This window comes from Bacillus sp. 01N45, from assembly GCF_056399205.1.
The window spans coordinates 60,861-77,976 of record NZ_JBFTQW010000013.1; the positions used below are offsets into that span (position 1 = coordinate 60,861).

Annotated in this window: 21 protein-coding genes and 1 riboswitch; of the genes, 16 read left to right on the top strand and 5 right to left on the bottom strand. The window is 34.6% G+C overall.

Going from position 1 to position 17,116, the window contains the following annotated elements; genetic code table 11:
- Nucleotides 1-45 precede the first annotated feature (45 nt).
- Nucleotides 46-573: a hypoxanthine phosphoribosyltransferase gene (gene hpt / locus AC1DMU_RS24395; RefSeq protein ID WP_001047287.1), complete on the bottom strand. Its 528-nt coding sequence runs from the start codon at nucleotides 571-573 to the stop codon at nucleotides 46-48.
- Nucleotides 574-734: 161 nt separating this feature from the next.
- Between hpt and AC1DMU_RS24400 the strand changes: the two genes are divergently transcribed.
- The 6 genes from AC1DMU_RS24400 to AC1DMU_RS24425 all read left to right on the top strand — a co-directional run bounded on the left by AC1DMU_RS24400 (nucleotide 735) and on the right by AC1DMU_RS24425 (nucleotide 5,417).
- A complete protein-coding gene (locus tag AC1DMU_RS24400) occupies nucleotides 735-950 on the top strand; it encodes a hypothetical protein (protein ID WP_048541082.1) in 216 nt (71 codons plus the stop codon).
- A 183-nt stretch (nucleotides 951-1,133) separates the two neighbouring features.
- The gene (locus tag AC1DMU_RS24405) at nucleotides 1,134-1,466 is read left to right on the top strand and encodes a hypothetical protein (protein ID WP_046199459.1); all 333 of its coding nucleotides are present in this window, start codon (nucleotides 1,134-1,136) and stop codon (nucleotides 1,464-1,466) included.
- A gap of 177 nt (nucleotides 1,467-1,643) precedes the next feature.
- A complete protein-coding gene (locus AC1DMU_RS24410; protein WP_088064657.1) occupies nucleotides 1,644-2,132 on the top strand; it encodes an LPXTG cell wall anchor domain-containing protein in 489 nt (162 codons plus the stop codon).
- An 88-nt stretch (nucleotides 2,133-2,220) separates the two neighbouring features.
- Nucleotides 2,221-2,841 carry a class D sortase gene (locus AC1DMU_RS24415; protein ID WP_088064656.1) on the top strand — a complete coding sequence of 207 codons (621 nt, stop codon included), beginning with the start codon at nucleotides 2,221-2,223 and terminating at the stop codon, nucleotides 2,839-2,841.
- Nucleotides 2,842-2,880: 39 nt separating this feature from the next.
- Nucleotides 2,881-3,570, top strand: a complete 690-nt coding sequence (locus tag AC1DMU_RS24420; protein WP_060486642.1) for a response regulator transcription factor — start codon at nucleotides 2,881-2,883, stop codon at nucleotides 3,568-3,570.
- Nucleotides 3,567-5,417: a sensor histidine kinase gene (locus AC1DMU_RS24425; protein WP_088064655.1), complete on the top strand. Its 1,851-nt coding sequence runs from the start codon at nucleotides 3,567-3,569 to the stop codon at nucleotides 5,415-5,417. Before AC1DMU_RS24420 ends, AC1DMU_RS24425 begins: the two co-directional genes overlap by 4 nt.
- A gap of 208 nt (nucleotides 5,418-5,625) precedes the next feature.
- Here AC1DMU_RS24425 and thiT read toward each other — a convergent pair whose 3' ends face one another.
- On the bottom strand, nucleotides 5,626-6,294 hold the full coding sequence (gene thiT, locus AC1DMU_RS24430; RefSeq protein ID WP_088064654.1) for an energy-coupled thiamine transporter ThiT: 669 nt from the start codon (nucleotides 6,292-6,294) through the stop codon (nucleotides 5,626-5,628).
- Nucleotides 6,295-6,380: 86 nt separating this feature from the next.
- A riboswitch (TPP riboswitch) is annotated at nucleotides 6,381-6,482 on the bottom strand.
- Between the two features lie 194 nt (nucleotides 6,483-6,676).
- Here thiT and AC1DMU_RS24435 point away from each other — a divergent pair.
- The 3 genes from AC1DMU_RS24435 to AC1DMU_RS24445 are packed head-to-tail and all read left to right on the top strand — an operon-like array spanning nucleotide 6,677 to nucleotide 9,073.
- On the top strand, nucleotides 6,677-6,904 hold the full coding sequence (locus AC1DMU_RS24435) for a FeoA family protein (RefSeq protein WP_000060518.1): 228 nt from the start codon (nucleotides 6,677-6,679) through the stop codon (nucleotides 6,902-6,904).
- Nucleotides 6,901-8,889, top strand: coding sequence for a ferrous iron transport protein B (feoB, locus tag AC1DMU_RS24440; RefSeq protein ID WP_088064653.1), 1,989 nt, complete (start codon nucleotides 6,901-6,903; stop codon nucleotides 8,887-8,889). Before AC1DMU_RS24435 ends, feoB begins: the two co-directional genes overlap by 4 nt.
- Before the next feature lie 16 nt (nucleotides 8,890-8,905).
- The gene (locus AC1DMU_RS24445) at nucleotides 8,906-9,073 is read left to right on the top strand and encodes a FeoB-associated Cys-rich membrane protein (protein WP_000989599.1); all 168 of its coding nucleotides are present in this window, start codon (nucleotides 8,906-8,908) and stop codon (nucleotides 9,071-9,073) included.
- A 36-nt stretch (nucleotides 9,074-9,109) separates the two neighbouring features.
- On the opposite strand, the gene AC1DMU_RS24450 is transcribed toward AC1DMU_RS24445, so the two are convergent.
- A complete protein-coding gene (locus AC1DMU_RS24450; protein ID WP_088064652.1) occupies nucleotides 9,110-9,688 on the bottom strand; it encodes a lipoprotein BA_5634 family protein in 579 nt (192 codons plus the stop codon).
- Between the two features lie 404 nt (nucleotides 9,689-10,092).
- Here AC1DMU_RS24450 and AC1DMU_RS24455 point away from each other — a divergent pair, with 404 nt between their 5' ends.
- The 5 genes from AC1DMU_RS24455 (at nucleotide 10,093) to AC1DMU_RS24475 (ending at nucleotide 12,915) form a co-directional block, all read left to right on the top strand.
- Nucleotides 10,093-10,758, top strand: a complete 666-nt coding sequence (locus tag AC1DMU_RS24455) for a PspA/IM30 family protein (protein WP_476941585.1) — start codon at nucleotides 10,093-10,095, stop codon at nucleotides 10,756-10,758.
- A gap of 79 nt (nucleotides 10,759-10,837) precedes the next feature.
- The gene (locus AC1DMU_RS24460; protein WP_000220323.1) at nucleotides 10,838-11,242 is read left to right on the top strand and encodes a DUF350 domain-containing protein; all 405 of its coding nucleotides are present in this window, start codon (nucleotides 10,838-10,840) and stop codon (nucleotides 11,240-11,242) included.
- 21 nt (nucleotides 11,243-11,263) lie between these two features.
- Nucleotides 11,264-11,770, top strand: coding sequence for a DUF4178 domain-containing protein (locus AC1DMU_RS24465; protein ID WP_088064651.1), 507 nt, complete (start codon nucleotides 11,264-11,266; stop codon nucleotides 11,768-11,770).
- 12 nt (nucleotides 11,771-11,782) lie between these two features.
- Nucleotides 11,783-12,598 carry a DUF4247 domain-containing protein gene (locus tag AC1DMU_RS24470; protein ID WP_000071201.1) on the top strand — a complete coding sequence of 272 codons (816 nt, stop codon included), beginning with the start codon at nucleotides 11,783-11,785 and terminating at the stop codon, nucleotides 12,596-12,598.
- A gap of 98 nt (nucleotides 12,599-12,696) precedes the next feature.
- Nucleotides 12,697-12,915 (top strand): hypothetical protein, encoded by a 219-nt coding sequence (locus tag AC1DMU_RS24475; protein WP_088064650.1) that lies wholly within the window; start codon nucleotides 12,697-12,699, stop codon nucleotides 12,913-12,915.
- 109 nt (nucleotides 12,916-13,024) lie between these two features.
- Here AC1DMU_RS24475 and AC1DMU_RS24480 read toward each other — a convergent pair whose 3' ends face one another.
- Nucleotides 13,025-13,897 carry a YitT family protein gene (locus AC1DMU_RS24480; protein ID WP_088064649.1) on the bottom strand — a complete coding sequence of 291 codons (873 nt, stop codon included), beginning with the start codon at nucleotides 13,895-13,897 and terminating at the stop codon, nucleotides 13,025-13,027.
- Between the two features lie 187 nt (nucleotides 13,898-14,084).
- The gene (locus AC1DMU_RS24485) at nucleotides 14,085-15,119 is read right to left on the bottom strand and encodes a YdcF family protein (protein WP_087984896.1); all 1,035 of its coding nucleotides are present in this window, start codon (nucleotides 15,117-15,119) and stop codon (nucleotides 14,085-14,087) included.
- 710 nt (nucleotides 15,120-15,829) lie between these two features.
- On the opposite strand from AC1DMU_RS24485, the gene AC1DMU_RS24490 reads away from it, so the two are divergent.
- Together AC1DMU_RS24490 and AC1DMU_RS24495 are read left to right on the top strand one after the other, a co-directional pair.
- A complete protein-coding gene (locus AC1DMU_RS24490) occupies nucleotides 15,830-16,660 on the top strand; it encodes an S-layer homology domain-containing protein (RefSeq protein ID WP_088064648.1) in 831 nt (276 codons plus the stop codon).
- Nucleotides 16,661-16,742: 82 nt separating this feature from the next.
- The gene (locus tag AC1DMU_RS24495; RefSeq protein ID WP_033657613.1) at nucleotides 16,743-16,976 is read left to right on the top strand and encodes a spore germination protein; all 234 of its coding nucleotides are present in this window, start codon (nucleotides 16,743-16,745) and stop codon (nucleotides 16,974-16,976) included.
- The last annotated feature ends 140 nt before the right edge of the window (nucleotides 16,977-17,116 follow it).

The following is a 17,116-nucleotide window of genomic DNA, read 5'->3' on the forward strand; positions in this document are numbered from 1 at the left end:
AAAATAAACTTCCATCAATGATTGATAGAAGTTTATTCTATTATATTATTCCGTTACAACTGAAGCGATAAATGGTAAGTTACGATATTTTTCTGCGCAGTCGATACCGTAGCCAACGATAAATTCGTCTGGAATTTGGAAGCCAACATATTCAGCTTTTAAGTCCACTTTACGACGCTCAGGTTTATCAAGTAACGTACAGAATTTCAATGCTTTCGGTTTATGCATAAAGAAGTGGTCTTTTAAGAAGTGAAGTGTTAAACCAGAATCGATAATATCTTCTACGACAATTACGTTTTTTCCAGTAATGTTTACATCGATATCTTTTAATAGTTTTACTTTGCCAGTTGTTTCTGTTTGATTTCCGTAGCTAGATGCAGAAATAAAGTCGATTGTTACATCGTTTTTAATGTGACGAATTAAATCGGCAGCGAATACGAAAGATCCTTTTAATACAGCGATTACTACGATTTCTTCTCCTTCAAAGTCACGTTCGATTTGAAGTGCTAGTTCTTTTACTTTTTCTTGTAATTGTTCTTCAGAAATTAAAGTATCTTTTATTTCAAGATTCATTGGAGTCCTCCTACAGTGTAAAACTTGTGAACATTTCGACTGTAAAGGAAAGAAGGGGAAAAGTCAAAGAAGATATAAGTTTTTTACAGAAATCCCCACAAAATAGTCAGATGATATGATATACTGATCATATAAAGAAAACGCTTCCAAAAAGGGTGATTATGATGAGAAAGAAAGAGTATACAAGTGCAACATTTATAAAAGCATTACTTTTAACAATTGTTCTTGGTAGTTTGGCTTACATAATTGATGTACCAGCGATTCGAATTTCACTAATTGGAATGACTTTAGTATTAGGCGCAATTTCCCACGGTATGATGTCACAGCTACAAGAAGCTGGAGTGGATCATATGAAAGATCATATAGATAAGAAATGAGAAACCTTCACGTATAGAGAGTGAAGGTTTTTTGTTTCTTACAAAAATGTAAGGTAGTTGTAAGGCAAATCGATAGTTGCATAGTAGTGTTTTGGATAAACTATAGGTGTAAGGTAAAAGGCAAGCATATTTTAGGTAAATTAAGTTTTAGGCACTCTATATGTGAAAAAGGAGTAGGAGGGCATGGAGAAACGTTGGACGACCTTTTCTTTTTTAGCAACTAGCAACACCGTAATGCTAGCTGGCGAAATGGATTTTTTGCACTTGTTTGATCGAGAAGACGATCATTCTTCTTCTAAATTTACAATGAAATGGAATAAATGGAGCGAAAGTTGTAGGTTTGAAGAAGAGGCCCCTAACGAAGAGCAAAAGATTATTTTGACAAACCCTATTAAAGCGTGGGTTGTTCAACGTCGTAAGTGTAACGTCAAAAATCACTTAAAGAAAACTGAGCCGAGACAATTAGTTATCGCTCCGGCCCGTTCTACTTCTAAATCACGCGAAAGTAACATGTAAATATTGAGACACACACCCGAAAAAACATCGTATATATTGCGATGTTTTTTTATTTTTCTACAATGAAATCTTTAAATGAAATATATTTCATCTGCATCTTATATTTATATCTCTTGTTTATTCTAGTGATACATCCGATGCGAGTTGATGTGAATAAAATATAAGGAGAGAATGAAGATGAAAAAGAGACTATTACCAATTTGTGCAATGGCACTTTTAACAGTAGGATATTCTTCAGTAGCGAGTGCGGATACTGGAACAGTAACAAAGGAAGAACAGGCACAACTGCAGCAAGATAAAGCGAAAAAAGAAGCAGTGATTAAAGAACAGCAAAAAAGTGAAGAAGAGAAAAAGCGAATAGCGCAAGAGCAGTTGAAAAACGATAAGGCGAAAAAAGAAGCATTGATTAAGGAACAGCAAAAAAGTGAAGAAGAGAAAAAGAGAATAGCACAAGAACAGTTGAAAAATGATATGGCAAAAAAAGAAGCAGCACAAGTACAACAAAAAAATGGTGCGGTAAAAAAAGAAGTAGCGAAGCCAGCTGTACAAGGTGAAAAATTACCAAACACAGCATCTAATAATGTAGCAATGATGGCACTAAGCGCATGTCTTGTAGGGATAGGGACATTATTTGGTTTGAATCGTCGCAATAAAGTTAAGGCGTAAATAAAATATTGTCCTATAAAGAATGGAATAATTTCATATATTAAAAATGGTAGGTTATTCCTACCATTTTTGGCATGGAGGGATGAACATGAAGTTACTCAATTATATAGGTATCATATTGATGGCCATAGGGCTATTCACGGGATCATATTACGCTATGGAATGGTATAAAGGAAAAAGCTCTGCTCAACAATTAACGAAAGAAGAATTAAAGAGCCTTGAAAATATACAACATAAGCAACTTTCTTACGAAACACCTGTAACTTCCCAAGTACCTTCTTCTCAAACAGAACATAAAGAAGGAGAAAAGGTTGCACTGTTAAATATACCGAAAATAAAGAAGAAGTTTTCTATATACTGGGGAGCGGATGATGCAACGTTGAAGAAAGGAGTTGGAATGTTCGTTAGTGATGTAACGACAACACCATCTGGAGGGGGACATACTGTACTGAGTGGACACCGGGATACTGTCTTTACAGATTTAGGGGAGTTAAAAGAAAAAGACACTCTTGTTTTAGAGTATGATAATAAAACTTACACATACGAAATTCAAAAGATATGGATTACCCATGCGGATGATCGTACTGTTATTATAAAAAAAGAAGAACCGATATTAACACTAACGACTTGCTATCCATTTGATTATATAGGGGATGCACCAGATAGATATATTATCGAGGCGAAGTTAACGGCTAGTTATTCAAAATGAAGTGATAGTTTCTGAAAGCGGAAGGGGGATACATAAGTTATGTCAAAAAACATTTTAATTGTGGAAGATGAAGATATTTTGCGTGAAATATTAAAAGATTATTTTTTGAGCGAGCAATATGTAGTGTTTGAAGCAAGAGATGGGAAAGAAGCTTTAGTTGTATTTGAGGAAGAAGAGGTTGATTTAGTTATTTTAGATATTATGTTGCCGGAACTTGATGGATGGTCTGTTTGCCGAAGAATTCGTAAAACATCTGAGGTTCCTATTATTATGCTGACGGCACGTGTAGATGAAGATGATACGTTACTTGGATTTGAACTTGGGGCGGATGACTATGTGACGAAGCCGTATAGCCCACCAATTTTATTAGCAAGAGCGAAAAGGCTGTTAGAAAGTAGAAAAGTAACGAAGCAACTTCTAGAGAATGAAGATGATACATTATCCATTCACGGTATTCACGTCCACTTCCCATCGCGCACTGTTACGGTAGATAGGACAGACATTAATTTAACACATACTGAATTTGAAATATTAGCGTATTTCATGAAAAATCAAGGGATTGTTTTAACGCGAGAGCAACTCATTTCAAGAATTTGGGGATATGAATTTGCTGGTGACGATCGAACGGTTAATAGTCATATTCGTAATTTAAGAAATAAATTAGGAGAGAAAGCAAAGTGCATTACAACTGTAGTACGAACAGGTTATAAATTTGAGGGGAATGTATGAGAAAGGGGATTGTACTAAAATTATTTGCCCTCACAACAGCATTATGTATGTTAATTTTAGCGACGATATTTATTGGACAAACGATATTTTTTAAACAATATTATGCGAATCGAAAAGTAGAAGATATTAAAGTGAATTTAAATTCCTTTGAGAAGAATTATTTGAATTATGCAGGAAGTGCAGAAGGAATTCAGAAGCTGGAGCAAGACTTTTTAAGAGAAAATAATACGTGGATTACAACGTTAGATCAGAATGGGAATTTAAAACATGCGGATGATTTTTATTTTGAAGTAACGATAGATCGTAGGCAACAAAAGAGCTTTGGACAACAAATATTCAAAATTCCTTTATACAATCTCGTCAATATAGAGGAGATTGATAATAAATTATCAGATCCGTTTTTAGGACAAGAAATTTATTTTTCTGGCGTGAAAAAAGGTGATAGTTTTATTCCATTCTCTTTCGCGTTAGGTAAGCAAAATTTAAATGGATCTAATAAACCGTTAGAAAAAGCGTTTCAGGAGAAAATGAAATTAGATGAGGAGAAAAAGAGAGCGGATCAAGAACAACTTGTTAAAGAAAAGAAACCAGCTGTTCAGGAAGAATCTGCTCAGGAATTAGATACTTACATAAGAGGACGTGTTACGAAAGTACAGTTTCCTGATGTAAAAGGTCTTGTAAATCCAATTTATAAAAATAGTCTATTCTTAGATAGCATAAAAGAGTTTCAAAGGGATGTATTACTAAATGAAAGTAATCAAATAGAATATTCAATAAAAACAATGGACTATGAAAAAAATGATATAAAATATAAATTATTAATGAAACCAATAACAGAAAGAGACGGATCAGTCACATATATTTATGCGATGGCTTCTTTACAGCCTGTAGATGAAGCTGTACAAATGGTGCAAGATTACTACATTTACATCATTGCATTTGTAGTCGTTCTTATTTTTCTAGCTTCGTTCTATTATTCAAAACAAATTGCAAAGCCGTTATTAAAAATAAATGATACGACGAAGAAAATAGCACACTTAGATTTCACAGAACAAATACCGATTACTTCAAAAGATGAAATTGGTGATTTATCGAAAAATATTAATGTATTATCTAATAAGCTCCATTCGCATATTGGACAGCTAGAACAAGATATTGAAAAGGAAAGAAAGTTAGAAAATACGCGGAAAGAATTTATTTCTGGTGTTTCGCATGAATTAAAAACACCGCTGAGTATTATGAAAAGCTGTATTTCTATTTTAAAAGATGGAGTAGCTGAGCATAAAAAAGAATACTATTTTCAGGCAATGGAACGAGAAGTAGATAAAATGGATACTTTAATTTTGGATATGCTGGAGTTAGCTAAATTTGAGTCAGGTACATATAAAATGAAAAAGGATGTATTTTATATCGATACAGTAATTGAAGATATATGTGAACACCTTTCTGTGGACATAGAGAAAAAAGAACTTCATGTGCATAAAAATATATGTTCATTTGAAGTAGTCGCAAATCAAAGTCGGATTGAACAAGTAATCGTGAACTTCATTACGAATGCCATACGTTATACACCGAATAAAGAGGATATTATTATTTCTACAATAGATGAGAAAGATCGTATAAAAGTGTGTATTGAAAATAAAGGTACTCACATTGAAGAAGAGCAATTAGATAAAATTTGGGACCGTTTTTATCGCGTGGATGCAGCTCGCCACCGTTCACAAGGTGGAACTGGGCTTGGTCTAGCTATTTCTAAAAATATTTTAGAACTGCACGATGCTGAATATGGGGCAGAAAATACAGAAGATGGTGTATTATTTTACTTTTATTTACCTAAAAAAGCGTAGATGATGCATGCTACGCTTTTTTAATTTATTTTCATATTATCTTTACCTAATCTTTATTTTTAAGCGATATAATCTGGTTAGAAAATGAGGTTATGTAAGGAGTCGATGAACCGTGCATAGCAAGTGGCTAAGTATAATGGTATTTATTTTCTTTTGTGCATTTATTGTATTTTTAATTGATATTACGATATAACAAAAAGAGCGCTTATTAAGCGCTCTTTTTGTTTGAATTTATTTGATAAGCATTGATGCTCTTGAATAAGCGAGGTGAAGTAAGAAATAAAAATATAAGTAAAACGGTACATAAAATAAAAGAACCGAGCATTGTACTGCCGTTTACGATTAATGAGTATAGAACTGCTGATTGACCTTTCGGTGCATATTGTCCCCAGAAAATAATACCAGCAATAAAGTGGCAGAAATAGCGAGCAAAGCTACCGATAAATGTAGCAAGGATAATATAAGCAAGGACTTTCTTACCTTCGTTTTGTTTTGATGAAGGTTTTTCTTTACGGCTACCTAAACTTGATTGTTCTAAGTTATTTTCATTAGACGTTAAAAGTGCTTTTTGAATTGGACGATAGAATAAGCCAGCAAATCCGATAAAAGCAAAGGCAATGAAGTACTCAATGAAAGCTTGAATAGGTGTTAAAATGTAAGCATCTCCTACGACAATTTGTAATAGTCCCCAAACTAAACCACCTAAGAAAGCTGATTTAAAGCCCCAGCGGTATGCAATAATAAAAATAGGAATCATAGCGAATGAAATGGAACCGCCTGTTGGAAGTTTGATTGATAATGGTAAAATGTCGATGACCAAGGCGAAGGCTGCAAGAATTGCAGATTCGATCATCGCTTGTAAATTGGTGTTACGCATGTTGTCTCCCCCTAAATCCAAGTTGTGCAAAAAAGAATAGATATCATAGGAGGATACGAAATACGTAAATAAAAAAGAGGTATGTATTTCGGACGTTTGCACAATCCCTGCGTTAGCATTAACTAACAGGTTCGAAGGGTCGGAACGAAGTGTTCCCTCTCAGCGGCATGGCTCCCCCAGTGATAACGAGATTCTTTATTTGCTATTGTTTATTGTAAGCGAAATGGATGAGAATGGCAAACGAATACAGTATGACAATGATTGAAATAGAATTGTAGCGAAATGTTAATAAATATGAAGCAAAAGGGTATAGTACAAGAGAAATAGAGTGTGCTATAATTTTTTTGAAAATAATTATCATTCTCTTCTGAGGGGGAAGGTTATGAGCTTAGTAGATATTAAAATCGGTGAGAAAGTGTTAGTAAAAAGCGTTCAGTCTTTAGATCATTTACTGAAGAGAAGATTGGCTGCTTTCGGTCTTTCTGAAGGAAGCGAACTTCGCATGAAGCAGAAAGCGATGTTCAAAGGTCCTTGTACATTGGAGTGTCGTGGACAGTTAATTAGTATTCGTCATTGTGACGCGAAAATGATAAAGGTGGAATTAGCGTGAATAAGGTAGCTTTGCTAGGGAATCCGAATACAGGGAAGACATCATTATTTAATGCACTTACTGGTTCTTATGAATACGTAGGAAACTGGAGCGGTGTAACAGTAGAAAAGAAGGTTGGTAAATTAAAAGATAAGCAAGGAACATTAATTGATTTACCAGGTGTTTATGATTTGAATCCAGTTTCGCGTGATGAAGGTGTCGTTACAAATTTTCTACTAACAGACGAATTTCATCATATGTTAAATATAGTGGATTCTTCGCAATTCGAGAGAAATATGCATTTAACGTTGCAATTACTTGAGTTTGGAAAGCCGGTTTCAATCGGATTAAATATGGTCGATGTGGCAAAGCAACGAGGCATTGTAATTGATGTAAAACGATTATCAGAGCTATTAGGTGTAACAGTCGTTCCGGTCGTTGCAAGAAGTGGAAAAGGCTGTGAAGAACTACTTGCTACTCTTAAAGAAAATGACAAAAACGAGAAAAAGCCATTCATTATTTCATATGGTGTACAGATGGATGAAGGAATTGGAGAGGTAATAGCTCTTTTAGAGACAGCGAATTATAAGCATCCAAGATGGTTAGCCCTTCAATTTTTAAGCAATAACGAAGTAGTAGAAAAAGAAATGAAAGCATTACCAATTTATAAGGAACTTGTAGCCATTCGATCTCGCTTAGAAGGAAAACTTGATTGTACGTTGGAAGAGCACATTTACAAAACTCGTGAAGCGTATATTGAAAAGTTAAAAACAAATGTTATGAAGCATGAGAAAGAAGGAAAAATTCCTTTTTCGGAAAAAATTGATAGATTAATTACACATAAAATTTTAGGACTTCCAATCTTTTTAGCAGTTATGTTTTTTATTTTTCAGGTTACGTTTACGTGGATTGGTACACCTTTATCCGATATGTTAGATGAATTTTTTGGTGGACAGCTTACGGATTGGGTAACGGCTGGGCTCACAAGTGTTGGAGCTTCTGATTTTATTCAAGCACTCGTTACAGAAGGTATTATTGCCGGTGTTGGTGCGGTATTAGTATTCGTTCCACAAATCTTTGCACTATTCTTTTTCATTTCATTATTAGAAGACTCAGGATATATGGCGCGAATTGCAGTTGTTATGGATAGAATTATGGAGTTCTTCGGTTTAAATGGAAAAGCATTCATTCCGATGATTATCGGTTTTGGATGTAATGTTCCAGGTATTATGGCAGCGAGAACGATTGAACAAGAAAAAGAACGTTTACTTACAGTTCTTGTAACACCATTTATGTCTTGTTCGGCACGTTTACCTGTATACGCATTATTTGCGGGAGTATTCTTCCCTCATAGTCAGGCAACTGTTGTGTTTTCTTTATATGTTGCAGGTATTGTTCTTGCATTATTAGTTACAAAAATTATGTCTCTTACCATTTTAAAAGCGGAAAAGTCTATTTTCGTCATTGAACTACCTCCTTACCGCGTGCCACAAGCGAAAACGTTATGGCTAAGCACGTGGGAGAAAGGGAAAGGATTTGTTCGTAAAGCAGGTACATTCATCTTCGGTGGTTCTGTTGTCATTTGGTTATTAAACTATGCAGGTCCATCAGGATTTGGTGTTGATATGGGAGATAGTTACTTAGCGATGATTGGTGGATTTATTGCACCACTATTTGCACCGCTCGGCTTTGGAACGTGGCAAGCTGCAGCATCTCTTTTAACAGGATTTTTAGCGAAAGAAGTTGTCGTTTCTACAATGGCAATTATTTATGCGGTGAAAGAAGATGTGCTTGGAAATGTAATGGGAGCACATTATACTGCGTTATCAGCATATGCATTTATGTTCTTTATTTTATTATATGTTCCGTGTTTAGCGACAGTAGCTGTTATTAAACGTGAAACAGGATCAACGAAGTGGACAATTTTCTCTGTCGTTTATCCACTCGTTGTTGCTTATGTATTAACGTTCATTATATACCAAGTTGGATCCTTACTCGGATTCTAGAAGGAGATGTATTAGAGTGATGGTCAATATTATAATCGGAGCTATCATTTTTGGTTATGCAGCATACACGTTAGTTAATTTTGTAAAGAGAAGTAAAAAGGGAAAATGCGCAGCATGTTCTTTAAATAAATCATGTCAGTCGCAAACTTGTAGTCCGGATATGGAGCAAGTTGCTCATAAATAGAAAAAAGCTTTGCGAATTTCGCAAAGCTTTTTTGTTTTACCTTTTAATTTTTACAAGTTGAGAAGCTTCTACACCGTTGTAGCCAGGGAATTCTTTACTAGGGTCTTTATCGAATTTTAATACCCCAACAGATTTTTCATCGCCTTTTACATTTACGTAAGTTGCATCATCAACAATCGCGAACATGTCGGCATATGCACGTCCACTTCCGATAATTGTATTGCCTTCGTATTTTAATTTTGCCCCATCAAGTGTAGCATTTTCTACTTTTTCTTTAGCAAATAATACACCTTGTTCTGCTGTTACAGCTGGTAATTTATTAAGTGGTTTCGTGTCGTCTTTTTCATCAACTTTGCTAAGTAACTCTTTCTTCACCAGTTCTTCACCAGTTTTCTTATCCATAACAAGAACTTTTTTACCCTCTAATGTAGTCATTTTCATTTTATAGAAGTCTTTTTCTTTCACTTCTTTTTTGTTTTTATCTGTAATTTGTTGAACTTGTTCTTCTGATCCGTACAGTACAAAACCGTTTGCTTTCTCTCCTAATAAAGAACAACCTGATAATGCTCCGAATGAAATTGCTGCTGCTAATCCGATGCCTACTAATTTTTTCATGATGATTTCTCCTTTTTATATGTTTTATTGTAAATACAGTTTTTGTATTAGTTCTGAAATGATGAGAAGCTTGTTCGTTGCTTCTGGTATTAGTGTATAAGAAATATTGCAACGTAACTATCGAGTTAGCTTACAGTAACATTACAATAATGTAATTTAGTGAAAGTGCATAAAAATAAGTCAATTCTGAAGAGGGTTAATGAGAATATATTAGGAATACAATGTTTTATATAGAATGTCATATTATATTGGCTGTATTTTGGAAATAACATGTAAGGACATATTAGTTTTGTTATAATAAACACGTAGGCTGTAAAAATGAATATTCTTTACTGTTAAGGGAGATTTTTCAGTTTTCCAAGTAGTGAATTTGAAATATGAGGTAAGTCATAGGAGGAATTAGAATGTCTGTATTTAAACGATTACGAGATTTAACAATGTCGAATGTATATTCATTAATTGAAAAAGCGGAAGATCCAGTTAAGATGACGGATCAATATTTACGCGATATGCAAGCGGATGTACAAGAAGCTGAGAAAAGTGTAGCAGCTCAAATTGCACTTGAGAAGAAATTCAAAATATTATTTGAAGAGCAAGAAGCACTTGTGAAAAAACGTGAAGAGCAAGCTCATATGGCTGTTCAAGCAAGCAATCTTGATCTTGCACGTCGTGYTCTTGAAGAAAAACAAAACGCAGAGCAAAAGATGAATGAGTATAAAGCAAGCTATGAGCAAAACAAAGCTGCTGCCGATAATCTTCGCCTGAAGCTAGAAGAAATGCGTAAGCAATTAACAGAGCTGAAAAATAAACGTGAAACACTTGTAGCACGTGTAAATGCGGCGAAAGCACAAAAGAATATTAATCAGGCGATGTCTGGATTTGATTCAAATTCAGCAAAAGCTGGTTTAAGTCGTATGGAAGAGAAAGCTCTTCAATTAGAAGCTGAAGCAGAAGCAAGTGGTGAAGTGTATAAAAAAGAAAAGTCATTAGATGATGAATTCGCAAGCTTAAACAAAAATTCTGCTGTTGACGATGAATTAGCTCGTATTATGAAGCAGTATGAGAAATAATATAGAATAGACAAAGAAACCGACATGTCTGAAGAGAATTCATGTCGGTTTTCTATTACATTTTAGAGGAGGTTTTGCAATGACATGGACAAATGTGTTAGCCATGCTTGTATGGACTGGAGCAAGTGCAGTACTTTTATTTGCAATTATGTGGGTTGATTCAATTTTTACTAAATACAATGATTTAAAAGAAATAAAGAATGGGAATACAGCTGTAACAACGCGTTTCGTTATGAAATTATTCGCGCAAGGGTACATTTTATCTCAATCCATAACGAAAGCAAATGACTTATGGCAAGCGCTACTTGCATCAGCAGTTTCTTTCGTTATTTTATTAGTGGTAGAAATGTTTATCGAATTTGTGTTAAAGAAAATGTCCGGTTTAGATTTAGAAGAAGGTACGAAAGAAGGCAGTGTTGCGCATGCGATGTTGGCCGGATCATTACATATCGTTGGTGCACTTATTTTAGGTGCTTGTTTATAAAGAGAGAAGGAGGGGTAAATCATGAGTTTATTTAAACGAATTAAAAATATAATGAAGAGCCCAGAACCGTCGAAACCGGAGAAGAGTTTGTTAACGTTAGCTCCTGGCGATATGATTGAAGTTTCATTAGTCATGTACGAATTAACTGGGAAAACGAGTATGCATTCTCGTAAAGAAATTGTTTTAACACTGCAAGACGGGAAAGATATTCGTTATTTAAAAATTGAAGATCGTGAAAATACGTATTACAAATTATATACACCAATCGATGGTCGTTTAGATTCAATTGATGAAGTTCCGACGACAATTGAAATGGATGATACAGAGTACCATATGGAAGAGCAATATAACGGACGTGTTGTTGTGATGGGGAAAACACCATTCTCTGCTTCAGAGGAACAGTACGTATGGGAATTCCAATCAGATAACCGAAAATTATTACGTATTGAATGGCAAAATGGTCGCACAATGATGTATGAGGGAGAAGCAATTATTCCTGCTGATGTACAAATTATAAGAGCAACGTAAGGGGGCGTAATCATGTCAAACCGATTGTTTACCATGATTAAATCGTTCGTAATCCCTATACTTGCTATCGTTCTATTACTTGTTGTTGCTGGATATGCCTTATCAGGTTGTCAAGGCGGACAGACAAAGTCGATTCAAGACCGTTATCCACTAGAATCTGTCGCAAAAGAAGGTAAACAAGAATCTTACGTGTATAGGGCCGCCAATCGGTCAGTTCCTGAAGTCGCAAAGGAACTCATTAATGAAAGAGAACCGAAGCAAGCATCTAAAGAAGACGAAAATCAAATGTTCCTCGTTTATTCTGATAAGATTTATAACTTGCAAAAGGATAAAGAGAAACCTTCTGATACGTTAATTGAAATAAGTAATAAAGAATTTGTCCGTCAAAATTACCAACCATCCTTCCTGCAAGGATATATTATGGGAAGTATTTTAAACGATATATTCGGTTCACGAAAATCATCATACGGTGATTATCGCGGATATAATGACAGACAAAATCATAAACCGGTTATTCCAGAGAGACCGCCTACGAAAGAAGAAAAGAAAACCCCGCCTCCAATTACGAAGGAAGGGAAAGGATCTATCATTAAGCGAGGCGATAATGTAGATTCGAAACCTTCCGTAGGAGATACAGGAAGTATTACGAAAAAAGGAAGTAGTACGCCTCCGCCTTCTACTGGAAGCAAAGGAAAAATTACAAAAACACCAGGTGGCTCGAGCGGATCAGATGTGAAGCCGAAATCATCTATTAAAACGCCGCCAAGGAATACATCTCCTCCGAAAACGAGGGTCGGTGGTTCAGGAAAAATTACGAAGAGAAGATAGGTATAGAGGCCGAAAAGGAGAAGTTGCTTTTCGGTCTTTTTATTATGGAAATTAATTCCTTGTAGCTGGTACAATTAAGTTATAAGGAGGAAATTAGTATGACTATATATAAAAGGTTTAGTTTGATTATGTTCCTCGTTTTATTCCTCAGTTTGTTTATTAGCACAACGATGAAATTTCACTTTGTAGTAGGTATTCTATGGATACTATGTACATGTACTCTTTTTCTATATGTTCCGCTGCGCTTTCAACATGAAGTGCCTGCCTTTCAAAAATACGTAGCATGGATTAAGAGAGGAAGAAGATGGGGAGAGTAAAATTATATCAGCGATTATTGAAATATATCGACTTACCGACAACGACCGCAACTTCATAATAAGAAGAGGGTGTGCCAAATTGTTGGCACACCCTCTTTATTCATGATGATTAATGAATATCACGTTTCTTAAAGTTACCGCCTTTTACTTCTGCTACGTCATAAACTGTAATAAAGGCCTGTGGATCGATTTCATTAATAAGTTCTTTCATTTTACTTTCTTCTAAACGGTTAATTACACAAGAAATTTCTTTGAATTTCTCTCTTGAATAACCACCGTATACTTCGTTATATGTTGCACTTCGGCCTAAACGATCACGAATTGTTTCTACCATTAATTCAGGCTCTTTCGTAATGATTTTAAATGCTTTCGAACCACTTAAACCAACTTCAACGATATGAATCACTTTCGAAGCAATAAAGTAAGCAATTGCCGAAAGGATAGCTCCTTGAAGACCGAATACTGTTGATACGAAAATAAATACGAACATGTTTAAGAATAAAATAAGGTCACTTGTTCCAAAAGGTAACTTACGAGAAAGCAATACAGCTAGCATATCGATTCCATCTAATGCGCCGCCGTTACGTAATGCTAGTCCCATACCGAAACCGATAATAATACCACCAACAACTGTAACAAGTAGTGTATCGCCTTCAATAATAGCTGGTATTCCGTGCATAACAACAGTACCTACTGCTAATGAAGCAATCCCGATAATGGAATAAATAGCAAAGCTTTTACCGATTTGCTTATATCCTAACCAAACGAAAGGAATGTTAATAACTGCGATTAGAGCTCCTAATGGCAATCCAAATAATCTTGAACTAACGATACTTAAACCAGTCACACCACCGTCTGATACGTTATTTGGAATTAATACTGCTTCTAATCCGTACGCTGTGATAAATGCCCCAATAATAATCATCAAAGCTTTTGAAGCAATTTTTAGCTTATTGGGCTTGTTTTTGATAATTTTCTCCATGTAATTTCCTCGTTTCAAACTAGTTTCTTATTTGTTACGTCATTCACACCTAACTTCCATTTTAACATTTAATTTGAAAAATTTCTCCTTTAATGGATGTATGCAGGGGATATTATGACCATACTCACTTTAAAATATTTTTGAAGTGAGTATAAGAAATCCCATCCTTTCAAAGGATGGGAGACTATTAAGAAATGATAAAACTAAGCACGGATAGGAATAAAGAAAATCCTAAAATAGCTCCGCAAACTTTCATATGACGTTTACGTCCCATCACAACGATTGCGACATACTCACGAATCATTGCATTAGGCCAGTAATAAAATGCAGTTTTTGATCCGATTCCTTGGCTATTAAGCCCCGCTTGTCTTGCATATATACCAGCGCGGAAAAGATGGAAATTATTCGTTGTAAAAATACTTCTATACTTACCTTCAGGTTTTAAAGACTCCATAATTTCTTTAGAGAACGACATATTTTGATATGTGTTTACAGAGCGATTTTCTTGCACTGTATGTTCAAGCGGGATTCCTTTTTCAACAGCGTACTTTTGCATCGCTTCCGCTTCTGGAAGACCTTCATCTGGACCTTGTCCACCAGAGAAAATGATTGTTGGTGGTGTATTCACAGCGGCTTGTTTCCAGTAAAAGTCGATTGCTTTATGAATACGACTTGCAAGTAAAGGCGGTACTTTATCATTAATTAAGCCGCTACCAAGAACGATGATGAAATCTTGATTACGCCTTGGTCTGTTGAATTGATATAGAAAATAAGCGCTTAAGAAGTTAGATAAGTGTATAAAGAAATATAAGGTTATAAGAGAAATTCCACCAAAAATAGGTTGCAAATGCGGTGAGAAGAAACTTGCTGGACTTATGAAAAAGAATAATATACAGAATAAAATACCTAAAGCAGCAATGAGTGTTAAACAGTTAGTGAACCGTCGTCCTTCTCGTTTCATTAAAATTCTCGCATTCAGAAATAGCCCAAACATTAAAGCAACAACACCGAAAGGAATCATAAGAATAAGTGCTAAAATAGGTAAAATTATACTATAGCGTAGGACATCAATACTTGAATTTACAGATATAATCACACAAAAAAGAAGGAAAAAACAGAAAAAAACATTAAATAAAAAGCCGTTTATTATTTTTCGCGGATCCTTTAAGTAAGAGATAAGAAAAATAATAAACAATATAAGAGGAATAATTCCAAAATACATAAATATAGTACACCTCAATTTGTATAATAATTTGACATACCCTTTATATTACATGATTTTATAATTGAAAATGAAAGAAAAAATGATTTAGAATTTTCTCAATAAAATATATAGATACATATGTTACAATGTATGGAAAGCGATATATTAAAAGTAAAATGGTTGAAAAGGCACTCTATGGAGTGTCTTTTCTTTTTTTCATGTAATTATGCATATTATATTTATTTTCAAGTGAAGAGGATTAAAATATAAGTGGTAGGCAGACTATATAAAGCAGAATTTCTTACAAACATTTCCCTCTACTTTTTGTATCTAACAATCGTATAACAATAAATAATTCTGTTTTATAGCGTCTGTTTATGAAAGGTGCCCTCTTTGAAGGCACCTTTTTATTGTTTCATGTAGATACTTTTCACTGTTGATATAGTGGAAAGTATCTATACTAAACATTAGCAATCTTCCGTATAAATATTATCAATTTACTATATATTCCAGTGGTGTTAACCTACATATGAAAGGCTTTCTTTTTCAAAATATTACCCCTAATAAATTTTTGAAGAAGTCAACTGTCTCCAAAACTGCCATTCATGCTTAGCAAAAAAGAATCCTTTTGGATTCTTTTTTGTGTTCGACATAATGTGACAAAATATATTTAAATAATTTGTTATATTGTTAAATGGTTATTATAGGAAAGAAAAGGAGACTTAAGTATGGGATTTAAAAAATTAATTTTAACAGGTGCAATTGTTGCAACTACAGCATTTACTTCAATTGGAACAGCGCAGGCAAGTGCAGATTTTAAAGATGTTCCAAACAATCATTGGTCTTATAAAGCGATTATGGATTTAGCAAATAAAAACGTTGTTGCTGGATACGGAAATGGGATTTTTGGATTTGGTGATGATGTAACACGTGAGCAAGTTGCAGCTCTTATGTTCCGTCATTTAAAACCGACAGTAAAAGAACAGTATAACAATCCGTATAAAGATGTTACGGATCGTTCAACTATGTTTAAAAAAGAGATTCTTGCTTTAACAGAGATGGGTGTATTCGTTGGAGATAACACAGGAAAATTTAGACCGAAAGATTCGTTAACTCGTGAAGAAATGGCACAAATTTTGACAAGGGGATTCCAATTGCAAATAAGAGGCGATCATAATTTCCCGGATGTAGATAGAAATGGATGGGCGAATCCTGCGATTACTGCAATTAAATCAAATTATATTACGGCTGGAACTGGTGATGGTAAATTCGCACCTAAAATGCATGTAAGTCGTGAGCAATACGTTCAGTTCTTATATAATGCAACGTTACCATTTGAAGAAAGACCAGGAGCAAAACAACCACAACCAGAAGTGAAGCCAGAAGTAAAACCAGAAGTAAAACCTGAAGTGAAACCGGATCCGAAACGTTTTGCTAATTGTAAAGAAGCAAACGATGCTGGATATTATGACATTACAAGAGATAGTCCATATTATGGTAAGCATTTAGATCGTGATGGCGATGGAATTGCTTGTGAGAAAAAGAAAAAAGGTAAATAAGAAAAAGCACTCAGTTTGAGTGCTTTTTCTTATGGAAACATGCTATTTTTTTAGGCGGTTCTCATAAAATAAAAGTAAGGAAATGAAAGTAGGTGACAAAATGCCGTCAGTTGTGGAAGGCGTTATTATTGAAAACTGTAACGGAACGATTAATTTAGGAGATAAATATAACGTGCAGCCGATTGAAAAAACGAAAGCTTATAATGGATCAGGATCATCGAATACAGGAAAAAAAGTACAAACATTTAGTGGTATTAGTACAGCAGATGTAAGGGATAGCGATGCGAACGATCAAGGAATACAGTTTACTTTATAGATAAATATGTAAAATTGCATAAAATGATGAACGTGCCCTGTGCTACAATCTAGCTGTGAGCTGTTCATGATTCTTCTGTATTATAGTTGTTAGATTGGAAATATAACATCTTATCAAAAATCATACGTACAAAAAAGACA